Source organism: Trujillonella humicola (genome assembly GCF_046233715.1).
In the GTDB taxonomy this organism is placed as follows: Bacteria; Actinomycetota; Actinomycetes; order Mycobacteriales; family Geodermatophilaceae; genus Trujillonella; species Trujillonella humicola.
In genome coordinates, this window is sequence record NZ_JBJNRJ010000010.1 from 96,242 (window position 1) to 115,237 (window position 18,996).

The 18,996-nt window shown below is 75.0% G+C and carries 19 protein-coding genes and 1 pseudogene; 3 read left to right on the plus strand and 17 right to left on the minus strand.

The window, feature by feature from the left end:
* Positions 1-13: 13 nt before the first annotated feature.
* From ACK586_RS08005 to ACK586_RS08015, 3 genes are read right to left on the minus strand one after another with little or no spacing between them, the layout of a single operon-like run.
* Positions 14-2,164: an intein-containing Rv2578c family radical SAM protein gene (locus ACK586_RS08005; RefSeq protein ID WP_409329932.1), complete on the minus strand. Its 2,151-nt coding sequence runs from the start codon at positions 2,162-2,164 to the stop codon at positions 14-16.
* Between the two features lie 46 nt (positions 2,165-2,210).
* Entirely contained in the window at positions 2,211-2,357 is a 147-nt protein-coding gene (locus tag ACK586_RS08010; protein WP_409329933.1) for a hypothetical protein, read from the minus strand.
* A complete protein-coding gene (locus ACK586_RS08015; protein WP_409329934.1) occupies positions 2,354-2,623 on the minus strand; it encodes a hypothetical protein in 270 nt (89 codons plus the stop codon). Before ACK586_RS08015 ends, ACK586_RS08010 begins: the two co-directional genes overlap by 4 nt.
* Positions 2,624-2,749: 126 nt before the next feature.
* Between ACK586_RS08015 and ACK586_RS08020 the strand changes: the two genes are divergently transcribed.
* Entirely contained in the window at positions 2,750-3,001 is a 252-nt protein-coding gene (locus ACK586_RS08020; RefSeq protein ID WP_409329935.1) for a glutaredoxin family protein, read from the plus strand.
* Here ACK586_RS08020 and ACK586_RS08025 read toward each other — a convergent pair.
* Together ACK586_RS08025 and ACK586_RS08030 are read right to left on the minus strand one after the other, a co-directional pair.
* Entirely contained in the window at positions 2,998-3,465 is a 468-nt protein-coding gene (locus ACK586_RS08025; RefSeq protein ID WP_409329936.1) for an Lrp/AsnC family transcriptional regulator, read from the minus strand. The two genes, ACK586_RS08020 and ACK586_RS08025, sit on opposite strands and share 4 nt — an antisense overlap.
* Positions 3,440-4,579 carry a M24 family metallopeptidase gene (locus ACK586_RS08030; RefSeq protein WP_409329937.1) on the minus strand — a complete coding sequence of 380 codons (1,140 nt, stop codon included), beginning with the start codon at positions 4,577-4,579 and terminating at the stop codon, positions 3,440-3,442. Before ACK586_RS08030 ends, ACK586_RS08025 begins: the two co-directional genes overlap by 26 nt.
* Positions 4,580-4,654: 75 nt before the next feature.
* Between ACK586_RS08030 and ACK586_RS08035 the strand changes: the two genes are divergently transcribed.
* Positions 4,655-5,572 (plus strand): 5'-3' exonuclease, encoded by a 918-nt coding sequence (locus ACK586_RS08035; RefSeq protein ID WP_409329953.1) that lies wholly within the window; start codon positions 4,655-4,657, stop codon positions 5,570-5,572.
* 19 nt (positions 5,573-5,591) lie between these two features.
* On the opposite strand, the gene ACK586_RS08040 is transcribed toward ACK586_RS08035, so the two are convergent.
* The 8 genes from ACK586_RS08040 to ACK586_RS08075 all read right to left on the minus strand — a co-directional run bounded on the left by ACK586_RS08040 (position 5,592) and on the right by ACK586_RS08075 (position 13,838).
* The gene (locus tag ACK586_RS08040) at positions 5,592-6,209 is read right to left on the minus strand and encodes a DUF4333 domain-containing protein (RefSeq protein WP_409329938.1); all 618 of its coding nucleotides are present in this window, start codon (positions 6,207-6,209) and stop codon (positions 5,592-5,594) included.
* A gap of 102 nt (positions 6,210-6,311) precedes the next feature.
* Positions 6,312-9,176: a DEAD/DEAH box helicase gene (locus tag ACK586_RS08045; protein WP_409329939.1), complete on the minus strand. Its 2,865-nt coding sequence runs from the start codon at positions 9,174-9,176 to the stop codon at positions 6,312-6,314.
* A 174-nt stretch (positions 9,177-9,350) separates the two neighbouring features.
* Positions 9,351-10,250: a diacylglycerol kinase family protein gene (locus tag ACK586_RS08050; RefSeq protein WP_409329940.1), complete on the minus strand. Its 900-nt coding sequence runs from the start codon at positions 10,248-10,250 to the stop codon at positions 9,351-9,353.
* Positions 10,251-10,257: 7 nt separating this feature from the next.
* A complete protein-coding gene (tatC, locus tag ACK586_RS08055; protein WP_409329941.1) occupies positions 10,258-11,142 on the minus strand; it encodes a twin-arginine translocase subunit TatC in 885 nt (294 codons plus the stop codon).
* A 91-nt stretch (positions 11,143-11,233) separates the two neighbouring features.
* Positions 11,234-11,599: a Sec-independent protein translocase subunit TatA gene (tatA, locus tag ACK586_RS08060; RefSeq protein WP_409329942.1), complete on the minus strand. Its 366-nt coding sequence runs from the start codon at positions 11,597-11,599 to the stop codon at positions 11,234-11,236.
* Between the two features lie 64 nt (positions 11,600-11,663).
* Positions 11,664-11,870: a hypothetical protein gene (locus ACK586_RS08065; protein ID WP_409329943.1), complete on the minus strand. Its 207-nt coding sequence runs from the start codon at positions 11,868-11,870 to the stop codon at positions 11,664-11,666.
* 10 nt (positions 11,871-11,880) lie between these two features.
* A complete protein-coding gene (locus ACK586_RS08070; protein WP_409329944.1) occupies positions 11,881-12,864 on the minus strand; it encodes a helix-turn-helix transcriptional regulator in 984 nt (327 codons plus the stop codon).
* Positions 12,861-13,838, minus strand: a complete 978-nt coding sequence (locus ACK586_RS08075) for a helix-turn-helix transcriptional regulator (RefSeq protein ID WP_409329945.1) — start codon at positions 13,836-13,838, stop codon at positions 12,861-12,863. Before ACK586_RS08075 ends, ACK586_RS08070 begins: the two co-directional genes overlap by 4 nt.
* A 124-nt stretch (positions 13,839-13,962) precedes the next feature.
* Between ACK586_RS08075 and ACK586_RS08080 the strand changes: the two genes are divergently transcribed.
* Positions 13,963-15,090: a DUF3866 family protein gene (locus ACK586_RS08080; protein WP_409329946.1), complete on the plus strand. Its 1,128-nt coding sequence runs from the start codon at positions 13,963-13,965 to the stop codon at positions 15,088-15,090.
* Between the two features lie 49 nt (positions 15,091-15,139).
* Here ACK586_RS08080 and pafA read toward each other — a convergent pair whose 3' ends face one another.
* The 4 genes and pseudogenes from pafA to ACK586_RS08100 all read right to left on the minus strand — a co-directional run.
* Complete coding sequence (gene pafA / locus ACK586_RS08085) at positions 15,140-16,498, minus strand: Pup--protein ligase (RefSeq protein WP_409329947.1); 1,359 nt, start codon at positions 16,496-16,498, stop codon at positions 15,140-15,142.
* Positions 16,499-16,602: 104 nt separating this feature from the next.
* A complete protein-coding gene (prcA, locus tag ACK586_RS08090; protein WP_409329948.1) occupies positions 16,603-17,481 on the minus strand; it encodes a proteasome subunit alpha in 879 nt (292 codons plus the stop codon).
* 4 nt (positions 17,482-17,485) lie between these two features.
* Complete coding sequence (prcB, locus tag ACK586_RS08095; protein WP_409329949.1) at positions 17,486-18,337, minus strand: proteasome subunit beta; 852 nt, start codon at positions 18,335-18,337, stop codon at positions 17,486-17,488.
* Between the two features lie 144 nt (positions 18,338-18,481).
* Positions 18,482-18,889: pseudogene (locus tag ACK586_RS08100) on the minus strand (endonuclease VII domain-containing protein); the annotation flags it as partial.
* Between the last annotated feature and the right edge of the window lie 107 nt (positions 18,890-18,996).

Consider the following 18,996-nt stretch of genomic DNA (forward strand, 5'->3'; position numbering starts at 1 on the left):
CGTCCCCACGGGGTCAGAGGAGCGTGAGCTGCTCCGGCACCTCGGGGACCCGGGCGCCCGCGCGGGTTCCGGTCGCGGGGGCGACGGCGGCCTCCTCCCGGCGCTCCGGCCTGCTCCCGGCCGGGAAGGACGACTCGCCGTCGCCCGGGACGCCCGTGCCGCGCGCCGCTCCCCCGGCCTGCCGGTCCAGCCCGTGCGCCGCGAGCAGCGGCGCGACCTGCCCGGCCAGCCATCGCCGGTACTCGGCGGGCACGTAGGCGCCCCGGCCGTACAGCTGCCGGTAGCGCGACACCAGGTGCGGGTGCTCGCGGGCCAGCCAGGCGGTGAACCACTCGCGGGCGCCGGGGCGCACGTGCAGCGGCACCACGGTCACCCCGGTGGCGCCCGCCGCGGCGATGGCGCCGATGGCGGCGTCGAGGTCGGTCCGGCGGTCGGTGAGGCCGGGCAGCACCGGGGCGAGGAAGACCCCGCAGGGCAGGCCGGCGTCGGTCACCGCACGGACGAGGTCGAGCCGGGCCCGCGGCGAGGGCACGCCGGGCTCGAGGGACGCGTGCAGCTCCTCGTCCCAGATCGCCATCGAGATGCCGAGCCCGACCGGGACGTCCCGCGCCGCCGCGGCCAGTAGGGGCACGTCGCGGCGCAGCAGCGTGCCCTTGGTGAGGATCGAGAACGGCGTGCCCGAGCCGGCGAGCGCGCCGATCACCCCGGGCATCAGCCGGTAGCGGCCCTCGGCGCGCTGGTAGGGGTCGGTGTTGGTGCCCAGCGCGACGTGTTCCCGCGTCCACGAGGGCCGCGCGAGCTCCGTGCTCAGGACGTCGACGAGATTGGTCTTGACCACGACCTGCGTGTCGAAGTCCCGCCCGCTGTCCAGCTCGAGCCACTGGTGCGAGCCCCGGGCATAGCAGTTGTGGCTGATCACCCCGTTCGCGATGAAGTCGCCCGTCCCGGTGGTGATGTCGAACATCGGCAGGGTCAGTCCCAGCGGCTCGACGCTCGTCACGCGCAGGTCGGCGTCGCTCGTGACCGCGAGCCCCTCCACGCCGCACGTCCGGCGGATCGCCGGGTCGACCGCGTGGACGAAGCGGAGGTGCTCTCGCAGCCCGCCGCGGACGCGCACGTACTTCAGCGCGTTCGGCCGACGTCCGTCCTCGAGCACGGAGTCGAGACCACAGGCAGTCAGGGCGGTCCGTGTGCGGGACAGCATGTCGGGATCGGTGGTGCAGATCCGCAGGACGTTCGTGCTGCGACTCCCGTCGGCATCGAAGATCCCGGCGAGGAAGCCACGCTGCCATGCCAGCGACGGGCGCTCCGGCCAGGTGACGATGTCCTGGATCGCGGCGACTGCGGCCGCGGCGGAGGTGCGGATGGCCGTCATCGCCCGCCGGTTCTCTGTGGCGGGTGAGAACTCGTTGGTCTCCGTGCGGATGCCGGCCTCGGTCAGGTACTCCCGCGTCCGCTGGAGACCCTCGGTGTCGGCGAGCGCGAGCCGGAAGCGGTGCTGGTCGCCGTGTCGACGACCGGGACGGCTGTCGCGGTGGACCTTCAGGTCGGCGTCGCCGCGGATCATCCCGGTGAGGTACCCGCGGCGGTAGTCGGCGCAGGCGGCGACCGGGCGCGCCGACCGGCCGAAGCCGAGCAACTCGTCGTTCGTCGTCAGATGGGGGCGCTGGGCGGGACCGCCCATCGCCCCCGTGACGTGCTTCCACCCCCGAACGCTGAGGAACCGGTGGTCGCCGCTGGCCACGATCTCCGTCCCGTCGGCCAGGGAGACCCGGTACGCGGGCTTGACCGTGGACCAGTGGGCGAGGACCTCCGTCGTCACGTAGTGGCGGTAGGTGTTGCGCCGTTCGGTCCCGACGATCCGGTCGCCGATCCGCAGATCGGCGATGGGCTTCTGGCGGCCGTCCGCCATGAGCACCATCGTGTCCCCCGACAGGCAGTAGGTGCACGCATGGCTGCAGCCGCGGTAGGGGTTGATCGTGTGCCGGAACGGCATCGCCGAGCCCGCCGGGACGGCGTTGAGCGCCGACCGCGCCCGGACCTCGTGGAAGGTCAGCCCCGGGAACTCCGGCACCTCGACGCTGCGCAGCAGGCCGCGGATCGACGGCATGCCGGGCAGGGTCGACCCGTCGTCCAGGTCCAGCCGCTGGGCGTCCCACCGCACCGGCCCATGCGAACACACGTTCGACGCCCTGTCCAGCGCAGCGCGGTCATTTGGGGACCACGTCGGCCCGCACGAGCACCACCCCGTCGGCGGAGGCGGGCGCCGACGGGACGACCGTGCGGTAGGCCGCCAGCCCGGCTGCGCAGGCAGCCGGGTCGTCGTCGCCGCGGAGGGCGACCGCGCGGGCGCTCACGTGCTCCCCCGCGAGCCACAGCTCGACCTCCGCGGGCTCGGTGAGTTGCGCCACCAGGTCTTGCGTTCCGCCGCGCCGACGAGCACCCAGACGACCCCGTCCGCGCGGGCGTAGTGCACGACCAGCTCGTGCGGTCGGCCCGTGCGCCGGCCGGTGTACCGCAGCACCGCGAGCCTCCGCCCGGCCCGCCTCCCCAGCGGTGACCGCAGCACCGGGCGCAGCAACGGGTTGGCCAGCCGGTTGGTGACCGCGAAGCCCCGGGACACGGCGAGCAGGCTAGTGCCGCGGCCGCCGTCCCGTGATGTGCTCCGCGGCGGGCGGCAGGCCGTTGCGCCGGTGTCGGGCCGGGGGGCACCGTGACATCACCAGCAGCCTCGCGGAAGGGGCCGGTCATGCCCGACGACGTCCCGATCGTGTACTACCGGCCCGGGTGCCCGTACTCGACCGCGCTGCGCGCCCGGCTCACCCTCCTGAGGATCCCGCACCGCTCGGTGCGCTTCCGCGACGACGAGGAGGGCGCGGCGGCCGTCCGCGCCCACCACCCGCGGGGGTACGAGCTCTCGCCGACCGTGCTCGTCGCGGGCCGGTACCTGACCGACCCCTCGCCGCGGCAGGTCCGCGAGGCGATGGCTGCCGAGGGCTAGATGGGCGGGCGGTCCTCGAACACCGTGGACAGCACGACCGTCGTCCGCGTGCTCACGTTGGCCAGGGTGCGGATGTCGCGCAGCAGTTGCTCGAGCGCCTCGGTCGTGGGCACGCGGACCTTGAGCACGTAGCTCTCCTCCCCCGCCACCGAGTGGCACGCCTCGATCGCGGCCAGGTGCGCGAGCTTGCCCGGCGCCTCCTCGGCCCGGGCCACGTCGATCGGCGTGATGGCCACGAAGGCGATCAGCCCGACACCCAGGGCGGCGGCGTCCAGCGTCGCCTTGTACCCCGTGATCAGCCCTCGCTGCTCCAGCCGCCGCACCCGCTGGTGCACCGCCGACACCGACAGCCCCACCCGCTCGGCGAGCTCGGTGTAGCTGGCTCGGCCGTCGCGGGCCAGCGCGGCGAGCAGGGCCCGGTCGATCTCCCCCGGCGGCTCAGCCGGGGAGTCGGACGAGCTCACGGGGACCGTGGTTGACCGAACGCACGCCGTCGGCGGTGCAGATGACGATGTCCTCGATGCGGGCGCCGCAGCTCCCGGGGAGGTAGATGCCCGGCTCGACCGAGAACGCCATGCCCGGCACGAGCGGCAGGTCGTTGCCGGCGACGATGTAGGGCGCCTCGTGGGTGTCCAGACCGATGCCGTGCCCCGTGCGGTGGATGAAGTGCTCACCCCACCCGGCGTCGCCGATCACCCGGCGGGCGGTCGCGTCGACCTCCTCGGCCGCGACGCCGGGACGGACGGCGGCGGACGCCGCCTGCTGCGCCTCCTGCAGCACGGCGTACCACTCGGCCGTCCGGGCGTCCGGCTCGCCGCCCACGACGTAGGTGCGGGTGCAGTCGGACCGGTAGCCGGTGGCGAGCTCCCCGCCGATGTCGACGACGACGACGTCCCCGGCCTGCACGACCCGGTCCGACAGCTCGTGGTGCGGGCTGGCGCCGTTCGGGCCGGACCCGACGATGGTGAAGTCCACCCCGACGTGACCCTCGGCGAGGATGGCCGCGGCGATGTCGGCGCCCACCTCGGCCTCCGTGCGGCCCACGCGGAGGAACTCCCCCATCCGCGCGTGCACCCGGTCGATCGCGGCGCCCGCGGTGACCAGCTCGGCCACCTCGGCGTCGGTCTTGACCATCCGCAGCCGGTCGAGGACCGGCGTCGCCAGCTCCAGGACCGACCCGGGGAGCGCCCGCTGCACGCCCAGCGCGTGCTCGGCCCAGGTCCGCGCCCCCACGGCCACCCGCGCCGGCGCGGTGCCCAGCCGGCCGGCCGCCTCCCGCGCCAGCAGGGCGAAGGCGTCGTCGGTCTCGTCCCAGGCCAGCACCTGCAGCCCGAGCGCGCCGGCCGGGCTCGCGTCGACCATCGGCGCCTCCAGCCGCGGCACGACGAGGAACGGCTCCCCGCGCCGCGGCACCACCAGCGCGGTGAGCCGCTCCATGGCGTGCGCGTCGTAGCCGCTGAGGTAGCGCAGGTCGGACCCCGGTGTCACCACCAGCAGGTCCAGGCCACGTTCCTCGGCCACGTCCCGCGCGGCGCGCACCCGCCCGATCGTCACCAGTACCCCCGTGTCGCTGCTCACGGCCGGAGGATATCCGTGGGGCACGACCGATCCCTCGGACGCCCCGGCCCGTTACCGTGCCCGGTCGTGACGACGATGCTGCTCGACGCGGCCAGCCTGTACTTCCGGGCCTTCTACGGCGTGCCGACGAGCGTGACCTCCCCGGACGGCCGGCCGGTCAACGCCGTGCGCGGCTTCCTCGACATGACCGCGCGGCTGATCACCACGCACGGCCCCGACCGCTGGGTGGCCTGCTGGGACGACGACTGGCGGCCGGCGTTCCGCGTGGCGGCGCTGCCGTCGTACAAGGCGCACCGGCTCGCCGCCGAGGGGGGCGAGGAGGTCCCCGACGAGCTGGGCCCGCAGGTGCCGGTGCTCGTGGAGGTCCTGGCGGCGGCGGGTCTGGCCCGGGTCGGGGCGCCCGGCTACGAGGCCGACGACGTCATCGGCACCCTGGCCACGCGGGCCCGCGGACCGGTCGACGTCGTCACCGGCGACCGCGACCTGTTCCAGCTGGTCGACGACGCCCGTGGCGTGCGGGTCCTGTACACCAATCGCGGCATCACCGACATCGAGGTCGTCGACGAGGCGGCGGTCGCGGCGAAGTACGGCATACCGGGCCGGGCGTACGCGGACTTCGCCGTCCTGCGCGGCGATCCCAGCGACGGCCTGCCCGGCGTCTCCGGGATCGGCGCCAAGACCGCCGCGGCGCTGATCACCGAGTTCGGTGATCTCGCCGGCATCCGGGCGGCCGCGGCGCGCACCGTCGTGCCGAAGGCGCCGCTGACCGCCGCGGTGCTCAAGAAGCTGCACGCGGGCGCGGGATACCTGGATGCCGCACCGGTCGTGGTGGCCGTGGCGAAGGACGTCGACCTGCCCGCCGTGGACGGCGACCTCCCCCGCCGGCCGGCCGACGCGCGTGCGCTGGCCACACTGGCCGAGGCGTACGGCATCGGCTCCTCGCTCCGGCGCCTCGGTGCGGCGCTGGGCTGGCCGGCCGACGCCCTCGGGTGAGCGCGCCGGCCGGGACGGCTCAGCTGTCGGCCGGGCCCCACGTGTAGTCGCCGTCGTCGCTGGTGATCTCGATGGTGATCGACACCTCGCCCGCGCCCTCCTCGGTCCCGGTGCAGGTGTAGGTGTTGCCCACCTCGACCTCCATGTCGTCCGGGCAGCTCAGATCGCTGAGCGTCGTCCCGTACTGGCTGGAGTACTGCTCGGTGACGTCCCGCTGCACGGCGCCCTGCTCCAACACGGTCGTGTTGAACACGAACAGCGGCAGGATGATCGCCGCCGCCACGATCACCAGGCCGAGGACGACGAGCCCGACGATCAGCCCCGTCCTCGACTTCTTCGGCGGCTGGCCGTACTGGCCGGGGCCGTAGCCGGGCTGCTGCCCGTACTGGCCGGGCTGCTGGCCGTACCCCCCGGGCGCCGGCTGACCGTACTGGGGCTGCCCGTACTGCTGGCCCGGCTGGCCGTACTGACCGGGCGACCCGGCCGGCTGGCCGTACTGCGGCTGGCCGGGCTGGCCGTACCCACCGGGCTGGCCGTATCCACCGGGCGCCGGCTGACCGTACTGGGGCTGCCCGTACTGCTGGCCCGGCTGCCCGTACTGGCCCGGCTGGTTGCCACCCTGCGGTGGGTTGGTCATCGTCGCTCCCCGGTCGGACGGTGTTCTGCGTGCCGCCCCGCGGCAGGGGGCGTGCGCATTCTGCACCACCGCCGTCCCGGTGACGGGTGCCCGACGCGCAGGTCACCCGCCCGCGGCGACCGCCACCACACCGCGTCGCACGCGCGCGATCGCCGCGCGCGCCGTGGCGGCCACCGCGTCGTCGGCGGTCTTGCCGAGCTGGTCGAGCAGGTCGAGCAGTTGCCGCGCCCAGCGCACGAAGTCACCGCCGGACAGCTCGGTGCCGGCCTGCTCGGCGCCGGCGAGCACCCGGTCCAGGTCCTGGCCGTCGGCCCAGCGGTAGGCCGCCCAGGCGAAACCGAGGTCCAGGTCGCGGGTGTGCGGCACGCCGTGGTCGGCCTCGACGTCGACCAGCCGGGCCCGGATGCGGCGCATCTCGGCGATCGCCGCGGACACCTTGCCGGCCGGGACCGCGGGCTGGGCCGGCGTCTCCCTCCGCGCCTCGAACACGGCCGCGGAGACGGCGGCAGCCAACTCCGCCGGGGTCAGACCCCGCCAGGCGCCCGCCCTCAGGCACTCGGCGACCAGCAGGTCTGCCTCGGACCAGATCCGCGACAACCGGCGCCCCTCGTCGGTCACCACCGGGACGTCGTCCACGGCGGGGACGACGGAGGTGTCGGCCGGCACCAGCGGCACGACCTCCGGCACGAGGTAGCCCAGCTCCTCCAGCACGTCGCAGGTGCGGTCGAACTGGCGGGTGAGGGAGCCGGTGCGCTCGGCCATGCGCCGCTGCAGCGCGTCGGCCTCGGAGACGGCACGCAGCCACCGGTCGGCCGCGCGCACCCGCTCCTCGCGATCGGGCAGGGAGTGGACCGGATGCGCCTTGAGCGCCCGCCGCAGGTCGTGCAGCACCGGGTCGTCGGCGGCCGCCGAGCGGTGCTTGACCCGGCGGGCGCCCAGATCGTGCTCGACCCGGGCGTTGCGCAGGGTCGCGGCGAGGTCGCGTCGGGCGTGCGGGCTGCGGTGGTTGAAGTTCCGCGGCACCCGGACGCGCGCCAGCGCGGTCACCGGCGTCGGGAAGTCCACCGCGGCCAGCCGGCCGGCCCACTTGTCCTCGGTGACCACCAGCGGGCGCGCCTCGCCGCCCCCGCTCAGCCCGGCGTCGGGGACGCCGGGGTCCAGGACGACGGCCAGCCCCTGCCGCCGGCCCGAGGGCACCCGGATGACGTCGCCCGGGCGCAGCGCGGCCAGGGCCTCCGCGGCCTCCAGCCGGCGCTTGGCCTGCGAGTCGCGGGAGAGCTCCTTCTCCCGGTCGGAGATCTGCCGGCGCAGCTGCACGTACTGGGCGACGTCCCCGCCCTCGCTCGACATCTCCGCGGCGAAGCGCTCGGCGTCGCGCTCGTGCCGCGCCGCCGAGCGGGCCAGCCCGACGACCGAGCGGTCGGCCTGGAACTGCGCGAAGGAGGAGGCGAGCAGCTCCCGGGCGCGGGCCCGGCCGAAGCTGCCGACCAGGTTGACGGCCATGTTGTAGCTGGGCCGGAACGACGAGCGCAGCGGGTACGTGCGGGTGCTGGCCAGCCCGGCGACCACCGAGGGGTCCATCCCCGGAGCCCACACGACGACCGCGTGGCCCTCCACGTCGATGCCGCGGCGGCCGGCGCGCCCGGTGAGCTGGGTGTACTCCCCCGGTGTCACGTCGACGTGCGCCTCGCCGTTCCACTTCACCAGCCGCTCGAGGACGACGGTGCGGGCGGGCATGTTGATGCCCAGCGCCAGGGTCTCGGTGGCGAACACCGCCTTGACCAGGCCGCGGACGAAGCACTCCTCGACGGTCTCCTTGAACGCCGGCACCAGCCCGGCGTGGTGGGCGGCGATGCCGGCGAGCAACCCCTCGCGCCATTCCCAGTAGCCCAGGACGTGCAGGTCCTGCTCGGGCAGGGACCCGGTGTGCTCGTCGACGATCGCGGCGATCTCCGCCCGCTCGGCCTCGTCGGTCAGCCGCAGCCCCGCCCGCAGGCACTGGTCGACGGCGGCGTCGCAGCCGTTGCGGCTGAAGACGAAGGTGATGGCCGGCAGCAGGCCGGCGCGGTCGAGCCGCTCGACGACGTCGGGGCGGGCCGGCGGGCGGAACCGCGGCCGGGTGTCGAACCCCTCGCGGCGGCGGTTGCCCCCTCCCCCGCCACCCCAGGTGTCCAGCCGCCGCTCGTACTCGCGGACGAAGCGCACCAGCTCGGGGTCGACCACCGACGCGCCGCGCTCCCGGGTGGACAGCTGCCGGGGCTCCTCCCCCTGCTCGGCGGCGTGCGCCGCGGGGCGCAGGGAGAACAGGTCGAACACCCGGTTGCCGACCAGCATGTGCTGCCACAGCGGGATCGGACGCACCTCGCTGACCACGACCGTCGTGTGGCCGCGGACGGTGACCAGCCAGTCGGCGAACTCCTCGGCGTTGCTGACCGTCGCCGACAGCGACACGAGGGTCACCGACTGCGGGAGGTGGATGATCACCTCCTCCCACACGGCGCCGCGGAAGCGGTCGGCGAGGTAGTGCACCTCGTCCATCACCACGTACCCGAGCCCAGTGAGCGCCGGGGACTCGGCGTAGAGCATGTTCCGCAGCACCTCGGTGGTCATCACCACCACCGGCGCGTCCCCGTTGATCGCGTTGTCGCCGGTGAGCAGGCCCACCCGGGCCTCGCCGTAGCGCTCCACGAGGTCGGCGTACTTCTGGTTGGACAGGGCCTTGATCGGCGTCGTGTAGAACGCCTTGCGCCCCTCGGCCAGCGCCTTGTGGACGGCGAACTCGCCCACGACGGTCTTGCCGGCGCCGGTCGGGGCGCACACGAGGACGCCCGCCCCCTCGTCCAGCGCCTCGCAGGCCTGCACCTGGAAGGGGTCGAGGGAGAACCCGAGCTCCGCCGCGAACTCGGCGAGGGCCGGGTGCGCGCTCCGCCGCCGGGCAGCCGCGTACCGCTCAGCGGGGCTGGACATGGACCCCACGGTAGGCGCTCGCGGCCGGGCGCTCAGCCCGGACGGCGCCACGTCCGTCGCGGTGTCGCTGCGTCCTCCATTCCTGCCGCAGCTCGCCGCCGCTTTCGGCGGCGTTGTTGGGGATAACGGTCGACGACGTGACGGGTGCCGTCGGCGGTACCGACGGCGATCCGCTCAGGCCCGGCCGGCGCCGAGGACGTGCAGCGCGCCGGGCACGCACTCGGCGACCGCGGGCAGGACCGCCACCGGCTCGCCGTCCGCGTAGGTCGTCAGGCCCGGGGCGGCCAGCTCGACCCGGGCGGCGCGGTGCACGGAGACCGCCGGGTGCTCGACGTGGGTGCCGGCAGCAAGCCGCGGCCGGGTGCGCACCAGCTCCCGGCGGCTCACCGGGCCCACCACGGTGACGTCGAAGACCCCGTCGGCGGGATCGGCGGCCGGGCACACCCGCATGCCGCCGCCGTACCAGGCGGTGTTGCCGACCGCGACCAGCGTCACCGGCGCGGTCGTCGTCTCGCCGTCGAGGGTGAGGCGCACCTCGCGGGGGCGCAGCCGGGCGAGCTCGGCGAGGATCGCGACGTCGTAGCGGCGGGGGCCGCGGGGCCAGCGCAGCCGGTTGGCGCGGTCGGTCACGGCGGAGTCGAAGCCGCAGCACAGGACCGTGGCCCACCACCGCTCCCCCGTCCGGCCGGCGTCCACGGTCGTGGCCGTCCCGGCGCGCAGGTCCTCGACCGCCGCCGCCGCGGCGGCGAGCGGGTCGCCGGGCACGCCGAGGGCCAGGGCGAGGTCGTTGCCGGTCCCGGCGGGGACGACGGCGAGCGGGGTCGCCGTCCCGGCCACGGCCTGCAGGGCGGCGTGCGCCGCGCCGTCCCCGCCCACGGCGACCACGGCCGCCACGCCGCCGGCGACCGCGGCGGCTGCCTGCCGCTCGGCCTCGTCCCGCGTGGTGGCGGGCAGCACCCGGGGATCCACCCCGCCGGCGCGCAGCGCGTCGAGGACGCCGGCGGCCGCGCTCCGGGCGCGGCCGCGCCCGGCGGCGGGGCTGACGAGGACGGCCGCGGACGGCCCGGCGGGCACCGCGGGGTCAGCGCCGGGTCGGGGCGCGGCGGCCGGGTACCGGCTGCTCGTCCAGCGCTGAGGGGCTCGCGTCGAGGGCCGAGGGGGCGACGTCCAGCGGCGAGGCCTCGTCGTCGCCGAGGTCGTGGAAGTGCTCGGCCGCGGCGCGCTTGGCCCGCCGCTTGTCGACGAACCGGGCGATCTGGATGGCGAGCTCGAACAGCACGCACATCGGGGCGGCCATCAGCAGCATCGTGAACGGGTCCTGCGTCGGCGTGATGAACGCCGCGAACACGATGGTGAGGAAGAAGATCCAGCGGCGGCCCTTGCGCAGGGTGTCGTAGCTCAGGACGCCGACGAGGTTCAGGACCACGGCGATCAGCGGCAGCTCGAAGCTCACCCCGAAGGCCAGCAGCAGGGCGATGACGAACCCGATGTAGTCCTGGGCGGTCAGCGCGATGGCGACGCCGTCACCGGCCAGCCCGAGCAGCAGCGCCAGGCCCTTGGCCAGCGAGATGTAGGCGAGTGCCGCGCCCAGCGCGAACAGCGCCGAGCTGGCCGCGACGAAGGACACGCCGTAGCGCTTCTCGTTGCGCTTGAGGCCCGGGGTGATGAAGGCCCACAGCTGGTACAGCCAGAACGGGGCGGACACCACGATGCCGACGATGAACGAGATCTTGAGGCGGATCAGCGCTCCGCCGATCACGTCGGTGACCAGCAGCTCGCAGTCGCCGGTCGTGCCGCCGGTGCCCAGCGCCCGCAGGTCGCTGTCCAGCCCGCAGTACGGCGCCCGGATGAACTCCCCGAGGCCGTGGTCGTACCACCAGAAGGCGACCGCGGTGCCGATGGCGATGAAGAACAGCGCCTTGCCGATGCGGTTGCGCAGCTCGGTGAGGTGCGCGATGAGCGACATGGTGGCCGCCGGGTCCCGCGGCGGCCGGCGCTTCCGGCGTCCGCGGGGAGGGGCGGCCTCGCTCACGTCGTCGTGCCGGGTCGGGCGGGGCTCAGCGCGGCGTGTCGGCGGAGTTCGCCGCCGCGGCGCGCGCCCGCAGGGCAGCGGCCTGCGCCTCGGCCGCCCGCGCCTCCGCCTCGAGCTGGGCGGCGTGCGCCTCGGCCGCGGTCACACCGTCCGGGGTCGCCGGCGGGACGATCTCCCCGCGCAGCGGCGCCGAGGTCTGCGCCGGCTCCTTGCCGCGCACCTCCGACGCGCGGTCGGTGGCGCGGTCGTCGTCCTTCATGCCCTTCATCTCGCCCTTGAAGATCCGCAGCGAGCGGCCGAGGGAGCGCGACGCGTCGGGCAGCTTCTTGTACCCGAAGAGCAGCAGGACGGCCAGGATGATCAGACCGATCTCCAGCGGGCCGAGGTTCATCGGGTTCCTCCAGGGGTGGGTGTCGAGCAGATCCTACGCCGGGGCCGTCCGGCGGCCAGCCCCCTCAGGAGGGGGTCACCGGCTGTTCACCGGAGCGCCCGGCGCCCCGCGCCTGCACCGCCTGGGCCTGCGCCAGCAGCGGCGCGACCTCGCGCTCCAGGGCCTGCGCCTCCCGGCCCAGCCGCTGGAGCGCGCCGAGCACGCCGTAGGCGAGCCCGGCCAGGACGACCAGGCACAGCACCGGGACGGCGATCCAGACGACCAGCAGCACGCCCTCGACCCTAGCCGCCGGCGGCCGGGGCGGGCCCGTACCGGGCCAGCGCCGCCCGCGCGTCGGCGGCCACGGCGGCGGCCAGCTCCGCCGGCTCGTCCACCACGGCGCCGCCGCCCAGGGTCGCCACCAGACGGCGGGCCCAGGCCAGGTCGGCCGTCCGGACGGCGACGCCGAGCCCCCCGGGCGGGTCGTCGACCTCGCGGACCTCCTCCACCGGGTAGTACTCGGCCACCCAGCGCGCGTTGCCGGCCAGCCGCAGCCGCACCAGCGGCGCCTCGGGGCCGGGCCGGTAGACCCCGCCCTCGACGTCGCGCTCGTGCGCCTCCGGCGGCGGCGCGGCGGGCTCGTCGAGGACCACGACGTCGTCCACCCGGTCCAGGCGGAACAGCCGCACCCCCTCGGCGCGCCGGCACCACGCCTCCAGGTAGGTGTGGCCGTCGACCAGCAGCAGCCGCATCGGGTCGACGGTGCGCTCGGTCCGCTCGTCCCGCGTGGGGACGTAGTAGTGCAGGTGCAGCGCGCGGCCGCGCTCGAGCCCCTCCCGGACGACGGCGAGGGCCTGCTCGCGGGCGTCCACCGACAGCGCCACCGGGGTGACCCGCTCCCCCGCGTGCCCCGCCACCGCGGAGATCTTCGCCAGCGCCCGGCTAACGGCCTCGCGCTCGGCGAGTCCCGGCGACTCCAGCAGCGCGCGCAGCGCGACCACCAAGGCCACCGCCTCGTCGGTGGTGAGCCGCAGCGGCCGCACCATGCCGGCGGTGAAGGTGACGCGCACCCGGTCGCCCTCGAACGACAGGTCGATCAGGTCACCGGGCCCGTGGCCGGGCAGCCCGCACATCCACAGCAGCTCCAGGTCGCGCCGCAGCTGCTTCTCGGGGACGCCGAAGTCGCGGGCGGCCTCGGCCAGCGGCACGCCGTCGGGCCGGGCGGTCAGGTACGGGATCAGCGACAGCAGCCGCGTCATCCGCTCGGTCGTGCCGGGAGCGGTCATCTCGGCTCCCCCATCGCCGCCAGCCCGGTCAGCCGCTCGACGACCGCGTCGCGGACCGCCTGCGGGGACTCCACGAGCACGTCCGCGCCGTAGGCGGCCAGCTCGTCGGCCAGCCGCCACGGCTCGGTGGTGCGCAGCTGCAGCAGGTCGTCCCCGTCGGCGGCCGGGCCGAGCGGGGTGGCCCGGCGCCGGAGCCCCACCGCCGCCCCGGGGCGGGCGCGGACGACGACGAGCTGCTCCTCCCCGCCGTCCTGGCGGGCCACGAGCGCGGCCAGGTCGAGGTCCGGCGGGGGCTCGAAGGCGCCGGCCGGCCCGCTCACCCGCGGCGCGCCGACGACCCGGGAGAGCCGGAACACCCGCGGGGCCTGCCGGTCGAGGTCGTGGCCGACGAGGTACCAGCGGCCGTGCCAGGCGACCACACCCCACGGCTGGACCCGGCGGTGCGCCGGGGCGCCCTCGTCGGGCCGGCGGTAGTCGAAGGCGATCTGCCGCCGATCACGGGCGGCGGTGTAGCAGGGCTCGAAGGCCGGTTCGTCGGAGTCCAGCCGCGGGCGCACCGGCAGCGACCGGGCGGGGTCGACGTCCACGCCGGCGGCCTTGAGCTTGACCAGCGCGCTGTGCGCGGCGCCGGCCAGCTGAGCGGACTCCCACAGCCGCAGCGCGAGGCCGACCGCGGCGGCCTCCTCCCCGGTGAGCGTGAGCTCGGGCAGCTCGTAGTCGGCGCGGGCGATGCGGTACCCGTCCTCGGTGTCGAACGCGCTGGTCCGCCCCGTCTCCAGCGGGACGCCCATCTCCCGCAGGTCGGCCTTGTCGCGCTCGAACATGCGCTTGAAGGCCTCGTCGGCCCGCTCGGTGCCGTCGTCGGCCTCGTAGCCGGGCACGGTCGCCCGGATCCGGGCCGCGCTGACGTACTGCCGGGTGCCGAGCAGGGCGATGACCAGGTTCACCAGCCGTTCCGCCCGCTTCGCCGCCACGGGCCCAGGCTAGTCATCCCCGCACTCCCCGCTCGGCGGACCGGTGCCGGATCGGCCCCGGTGCAGGGGCCCCGCGGCGAGCCTGGAAGGCGCGGGGGGCCGGCGGGTCCCTACTCTGCCTGCCGTGGGGGACGAGCAGACGACCGCGAGCCGGATCCGCTGGCGACGGGGCACCGTGACCGCCGTCGGCCGCACGTGGCGCGACGCCGTGGAGCTCACCGCCGACGTGCCCGGGGACGGCGCCGTGCGTTCGCTGGCGCACCCGTCGATCGTCGGCCACCCGGAGGTCGGCGACGACGTGCTGCTGAACACGACGGCGTGGGCGCAGCGGCTGGGCACCGGGGGCTACGCGCTCGTCGTCGCGCTGCCCGACCGGCTGCCGCCCGACCCGACCGGTCCCGGGCACCTGGTCAAGGCGCGGTACACGCCGCTGCAGGTGAGCGTGCAGGGCGTCGACGAGCAGGACACCGAGCACCACGCCGTCATCGCCGAGGCCGACGACCTCGACGGCATGCCGGTCGTCGTCGCCGACCTGCACTCGGCGCTGCCGGCGGTGCTCATCGGGGTCCTGGCCACCGACCCCGACCTGCGGGTCGCCTACGTGATGACCGACGGGGGCGCGCTGCCGGCCGGCTTCTCCCGCACGCTGTCGGCGCTGCGGCCGTCGCTGGCCGGCGTGGTGACCGTGGGCCAGGCGTTCGGCGGGGACCTGGAGGCCGTCACCGTGCACACCGGCCTGCTGGCCGCGCGGCACGTGCTGCGCGCCGACGTGGCGATCGTCAGCCAGGGGCCGGGCAACCTGGGCACCGGCACGCCGTGGGGCTTCTCCGGGGTCGCGGCCGGCGAGGCCTGCAACGCCGTCGCCGTGCTGGGTGGGCAGGCCGTCGGCGCTCTGCGGATCTCCGACGCCGACCCGCGGCCCCGGCACCGCGGGGTCTCGCACCACTCGCTGACGGCGTTCGGGCGGGTCGCGCTGGGCGGGGTCACGCTGGTGGCGCCGCGCGGCCTGGGGTCGGAGCTCGGCCGCCAGGTGGAGGAGGACCTGGCCGGCCAGCCCGAGCGCAACCCGGTCGTCTGGATCGACGTGGACGGGCTGGAGGAGGCGCTGGGGCTGTCCCCGGTGCCGCTGTCGACGATGGGCCGCGGCTACGACGAGGAGCGGCCCTACTTCCTCGCCGCGGCTGCGGCCGGGCGCTACGCCGCCCTCCGCGTCCCGCTCCCGGCCGACACCGAGGTGACCGCGGCCGGCTGAGGACCGAGCGGAGTGCGGGAGTCGAGGAATCCTCGCCTCGCGCACTCCGCTACATGCTCGCGATGAGCTTGTCCACGCGCTCGTCGACGGACTTGAAGGGGTCCTTGCACAGCACGGTGCGCTGCGCCTGGTCGTTGAGCTTGAGGTGCACCCAGTCGACGGTGAAGTCGCGCCGCTTCTCCTGCGCCCGGCGGATGAACTCGCCGCGCAGCTTGGCGCGGGTGGTCTGCGGGGGCACGTTCTTGGCCTCGAACACCCGCGGCTCGTGCGCCACCCGGTCGACGGCGCCGTTGCGCTCGAGGAGGTAGTACAGGCCGCGGCGCCGGCTGATGTCGTGGTAGGCGAGGTCCATCTGGGCGATCCGCGGGTGCGACAGCGGCAGGTCGTGCCTGGCCCGGTAGCGCTCGATGAGCTGGAACTTGGCGGCCCAGTCGATCTCGCGCTCGATGAGCGAGAGGTCACCGCCGTCGACGGCCTTGAGCACCCGGCCCCACAGCTCGAGCATCTGCCGGTGCACCGGGCCGAAGCCCTCCCGGTCGACGAACTCGGTGGCGCGGGCGTGGTACTCGCTCTGGATCTCCAGCGCCGACATCTCCCGGCCGTTGGCCAGCCGGACCTTCCGGCGGCCGGTCATGTCGTGGCTGATCTCGCGGATGGCGCGGATCGGGTTCTCCAGGGCCATGTCCCGGATCGGCAGGCCGGCCTCGATCATCCGCAGCACGAGGTCGGTCGCGGCGACCTTGAGCAGCGTCGTCGTCTCGCTCATGTTGGAGTCGCCGACGATCACGTGCAGCCGCCGGTAGCGTTCGGCGTCGGCGTGCGGCTCGTCGCGGGTGTTGATGATGGGGCGCGAGCGGGTCGTGGCGCTGGAGACGCCCTCCCAGATGTGCTCGGCCCGCTGGCTCACGCAGTAGATGGCTCCGCGCGGGGTCTGCAGGACCTTGCCCGCGCCGACGATGATCTGCCGGCTGACCAGGAACGGGATCAGCACGTCGGCCAGCCGGCTGAACTCGCCGTGCCGGCCGACCAGGTAGTTCTCGTGGCAGCCGTAGCTGTTGCCGGCCGAGTCGGTGTTGTTCTTGAACAGGTAGATGTCGCCGGTCACACCCTCCTCGGCCAGCCGCTGCTCGGCGTCGACCAGCAGGCCCTCGAGGATCCGCTCACCGGCCTTGTCGTGCACGACGAGCTCGGTGATGTCGTCGCACTCGGCGGTGGCGTACTCGGGGTGGCTGCCGACGTCGAGGTACAGCCGGGAGCCGTTGCGGAGGAACACGTTCGAGCTGCGGCCCCAGGACACCACGCGGCGGAAGAGGTAGCGGGCGACCTCGTCCGGGGACAGCCGCCGCTGCCCCCGGAAGGTGCACGTGACGCCGTACTCGGTCTCGATCCCGAAGATCCGTCGGTCCACCTCTGCGAGACTAGGCGCCGAGGACGACATCGGCCGGTCCCCGCGCCCGGCCCCGTCCGGAGACCCGCCGCGAGCCTGCGAACGAGAGGACCTTCCCCTCGCCGCTACTCCGCGTTGCCCTGATCGGGCTGTGGACCGGAGCCCTCGCCGCCGCCCTCGGTGCCCCCGGCGGTATCAGGCGCGGCCGGGTCGCCCAGGCCCGGCGGGGTGCCCGGCGCCGGCGCGCTGGGGGCGTGCGCCGCCGTCGTCCCCTCGCGGGCGTCGTCACCCGCGCCGTCCCCGAGCAGGGCGTGCAGCGCGGCGCCCACGACGCGCCGGAAGGCGCGCTTGGGGCGTCGGCGGTCCAGGACCGCGACCTCCAGCTGGCCGGCCGGCAGCAGCTCGCCGTCGCCGCCGTTCTGGTTGACCGCCGGGCTGACCGCCGACAGCGCGCGGACGCCGACCATCAGCGCCTCGGCCAGGCCCATGCCCGGGGTGAAGTGCTCGCGCAGGTGGCCGGTGACCGCGTCGGCCTGGCCGCCCATCACCACGAAGTCGGACTCGTCGACGATCGACCCGTCGAAGGTGAGCCGGTAGAGCTGGTCGCCGCCCGGGTCGGTGCCGACCTCGGCGACGCACAGCTCGACCTCGAAGGGCTTCATCTGCTCGGTGAAGACCGTGCCGAGGGTCTGCGCGTAGGCGTTGGCGATGACCCGGCCGGTGACGTCGCGCCGGTTGTAGGAGTAGCCGCGCACGTCGGCCAGGCGGACGCCGGCCACCCGCAGGCTCTCGAACTCCGAGTAGCGGCCCACGGCGGCGAAGCCGATGCGGTCGTAGAGCTCGCTGACCTTGTGCAGCGTGGCGCTGGGGTTCTCGGCGATGAACAGGACGCCGTCGGCGTAGGTGAGGACGGCGACGCTGCGGCCGCGGGAGATGCCCTTGCGGGCGTACTCCGAGCGGTCGCGCATCAGCTGCTCGGGCGACGCGTAGTACGGCATGGTCATGGCGTCAGGCCCCCGTGCTGTTCCGGTCGGCGGCCGACCGCTCGGTGACGATCGTGTCGGCGACGGCGGCGACCTCGTCGTCGGTCAGCCGGACGGCGCCCTCGGCGTCCACCCGGTAGACGATCGGATACAGCCGGCGCACCGGGTCGGGCCCGCCGGTGGCCGAGTCGTCGTCGGCGGCGTCGTAGAGGGCCTCGACCACGGTGCGGGTGGCCGCGTCGGCGGAGAGGTCCTGCCGCCAGGTCTTCTTCAGCGAGCTCCGGGCGAACAGCGAGCCCGAGCCGACGGCGGCGTAGCCGCGCTCCTCGTAGTTCCCGCCGGTGACGTCGTAGCTGAAGATCCGCCCGGGGGTGGCGCCGGGCGGGGCGTCGAGGTCGTAGCCGGCGAAGAGCGGGACGACGGCCAGGCCCTGGAGCGCGGCGCCGAGGTTGCCGCGGATCATGCCGGCCAGCCGGTTGGCCTTGCCGTCGAGGGAGAGGGTGAGGCCCTCGATCTTCTCGTAGTGCTCGAGCTCCACCTGGTAGAGCCGGACCATCTCGATCGCGATTCCCGCGGCACCGGCGATGCCGATCACCGACCAGGAGTCGGCCGGGTAGACCTTCTCGATGTCGCGGCTGGAGATGAGGTTGCCCATCGTGGCGCGGCGGTCACCGCCCATGAGGACGCCACCGGCGTAGGTGACGGCGACGATCGTCGTGCCGTGCGGGGTCAGGTCACCGGCGGGGAGCTGCGGCAGCGGCCGGCGGCCGGGGAGCAGGTCGGGCGCGGCGGACGCGAGGAAGTCGGTGAAGGAGGAGCCCACCCGGTCCAGGTACGCGGCCGGGAACCCGGTCCGATCGGTCGGCCACTGGCTCAACCCGTCCACCTCTCTCACACCCCCGGGAGGGGTCGCCGATCGCTTGTCCGCGTGCCGACCGGCACGCCCGCCCGACCCTACCGGCGGCGCGCAGCGAGGGCCCTCCGCGGCTCCGGGCCGCGCGGGGTGGAAGCGGCCGGCGGGTCAGCGGGCCGAGGACCGGTCCACGTGCACCATCAGCCGGGTCAGCCGGGTCAGCCGCTCCCGGGCGATCACGGCGGTCGGCCGGGGATCGTTCCAGCGGCCCGCCTCGCGGTGCCGGAGCGTCCGTGGCCGGGACGACGACCGCCCGAGCCGCGGGCGGGGCACCACATCGACGCGGGCCCCTCCGGTGCGGTGGCGCTCGACGTACGAAGCAGCGGCGCGGAGGACGGCCGGGTCGTCCTTGAACTGGCCCAGGCCGCCGTTGCAGTTGAAGCACAGCAACTGGCGCACCCGGCCGGTCACGTGGTCGTGGTCGACGTGCTCGGCCGGCGCGGTCCGGCAGATCGCGCACAGCCCACCCTGCTCGTCGGACATGACGTCGAACTCTTCGCCGGTGATGCCGTACCGACGACGGACCTGACTTTGATCAGGGCTGCATGATCATCTCTGCTGCGGGCCGCTGAGCTGCAGGAACGGTCTGGACTCCGCGCGGTTTCACGCACTAACGGGGTCGG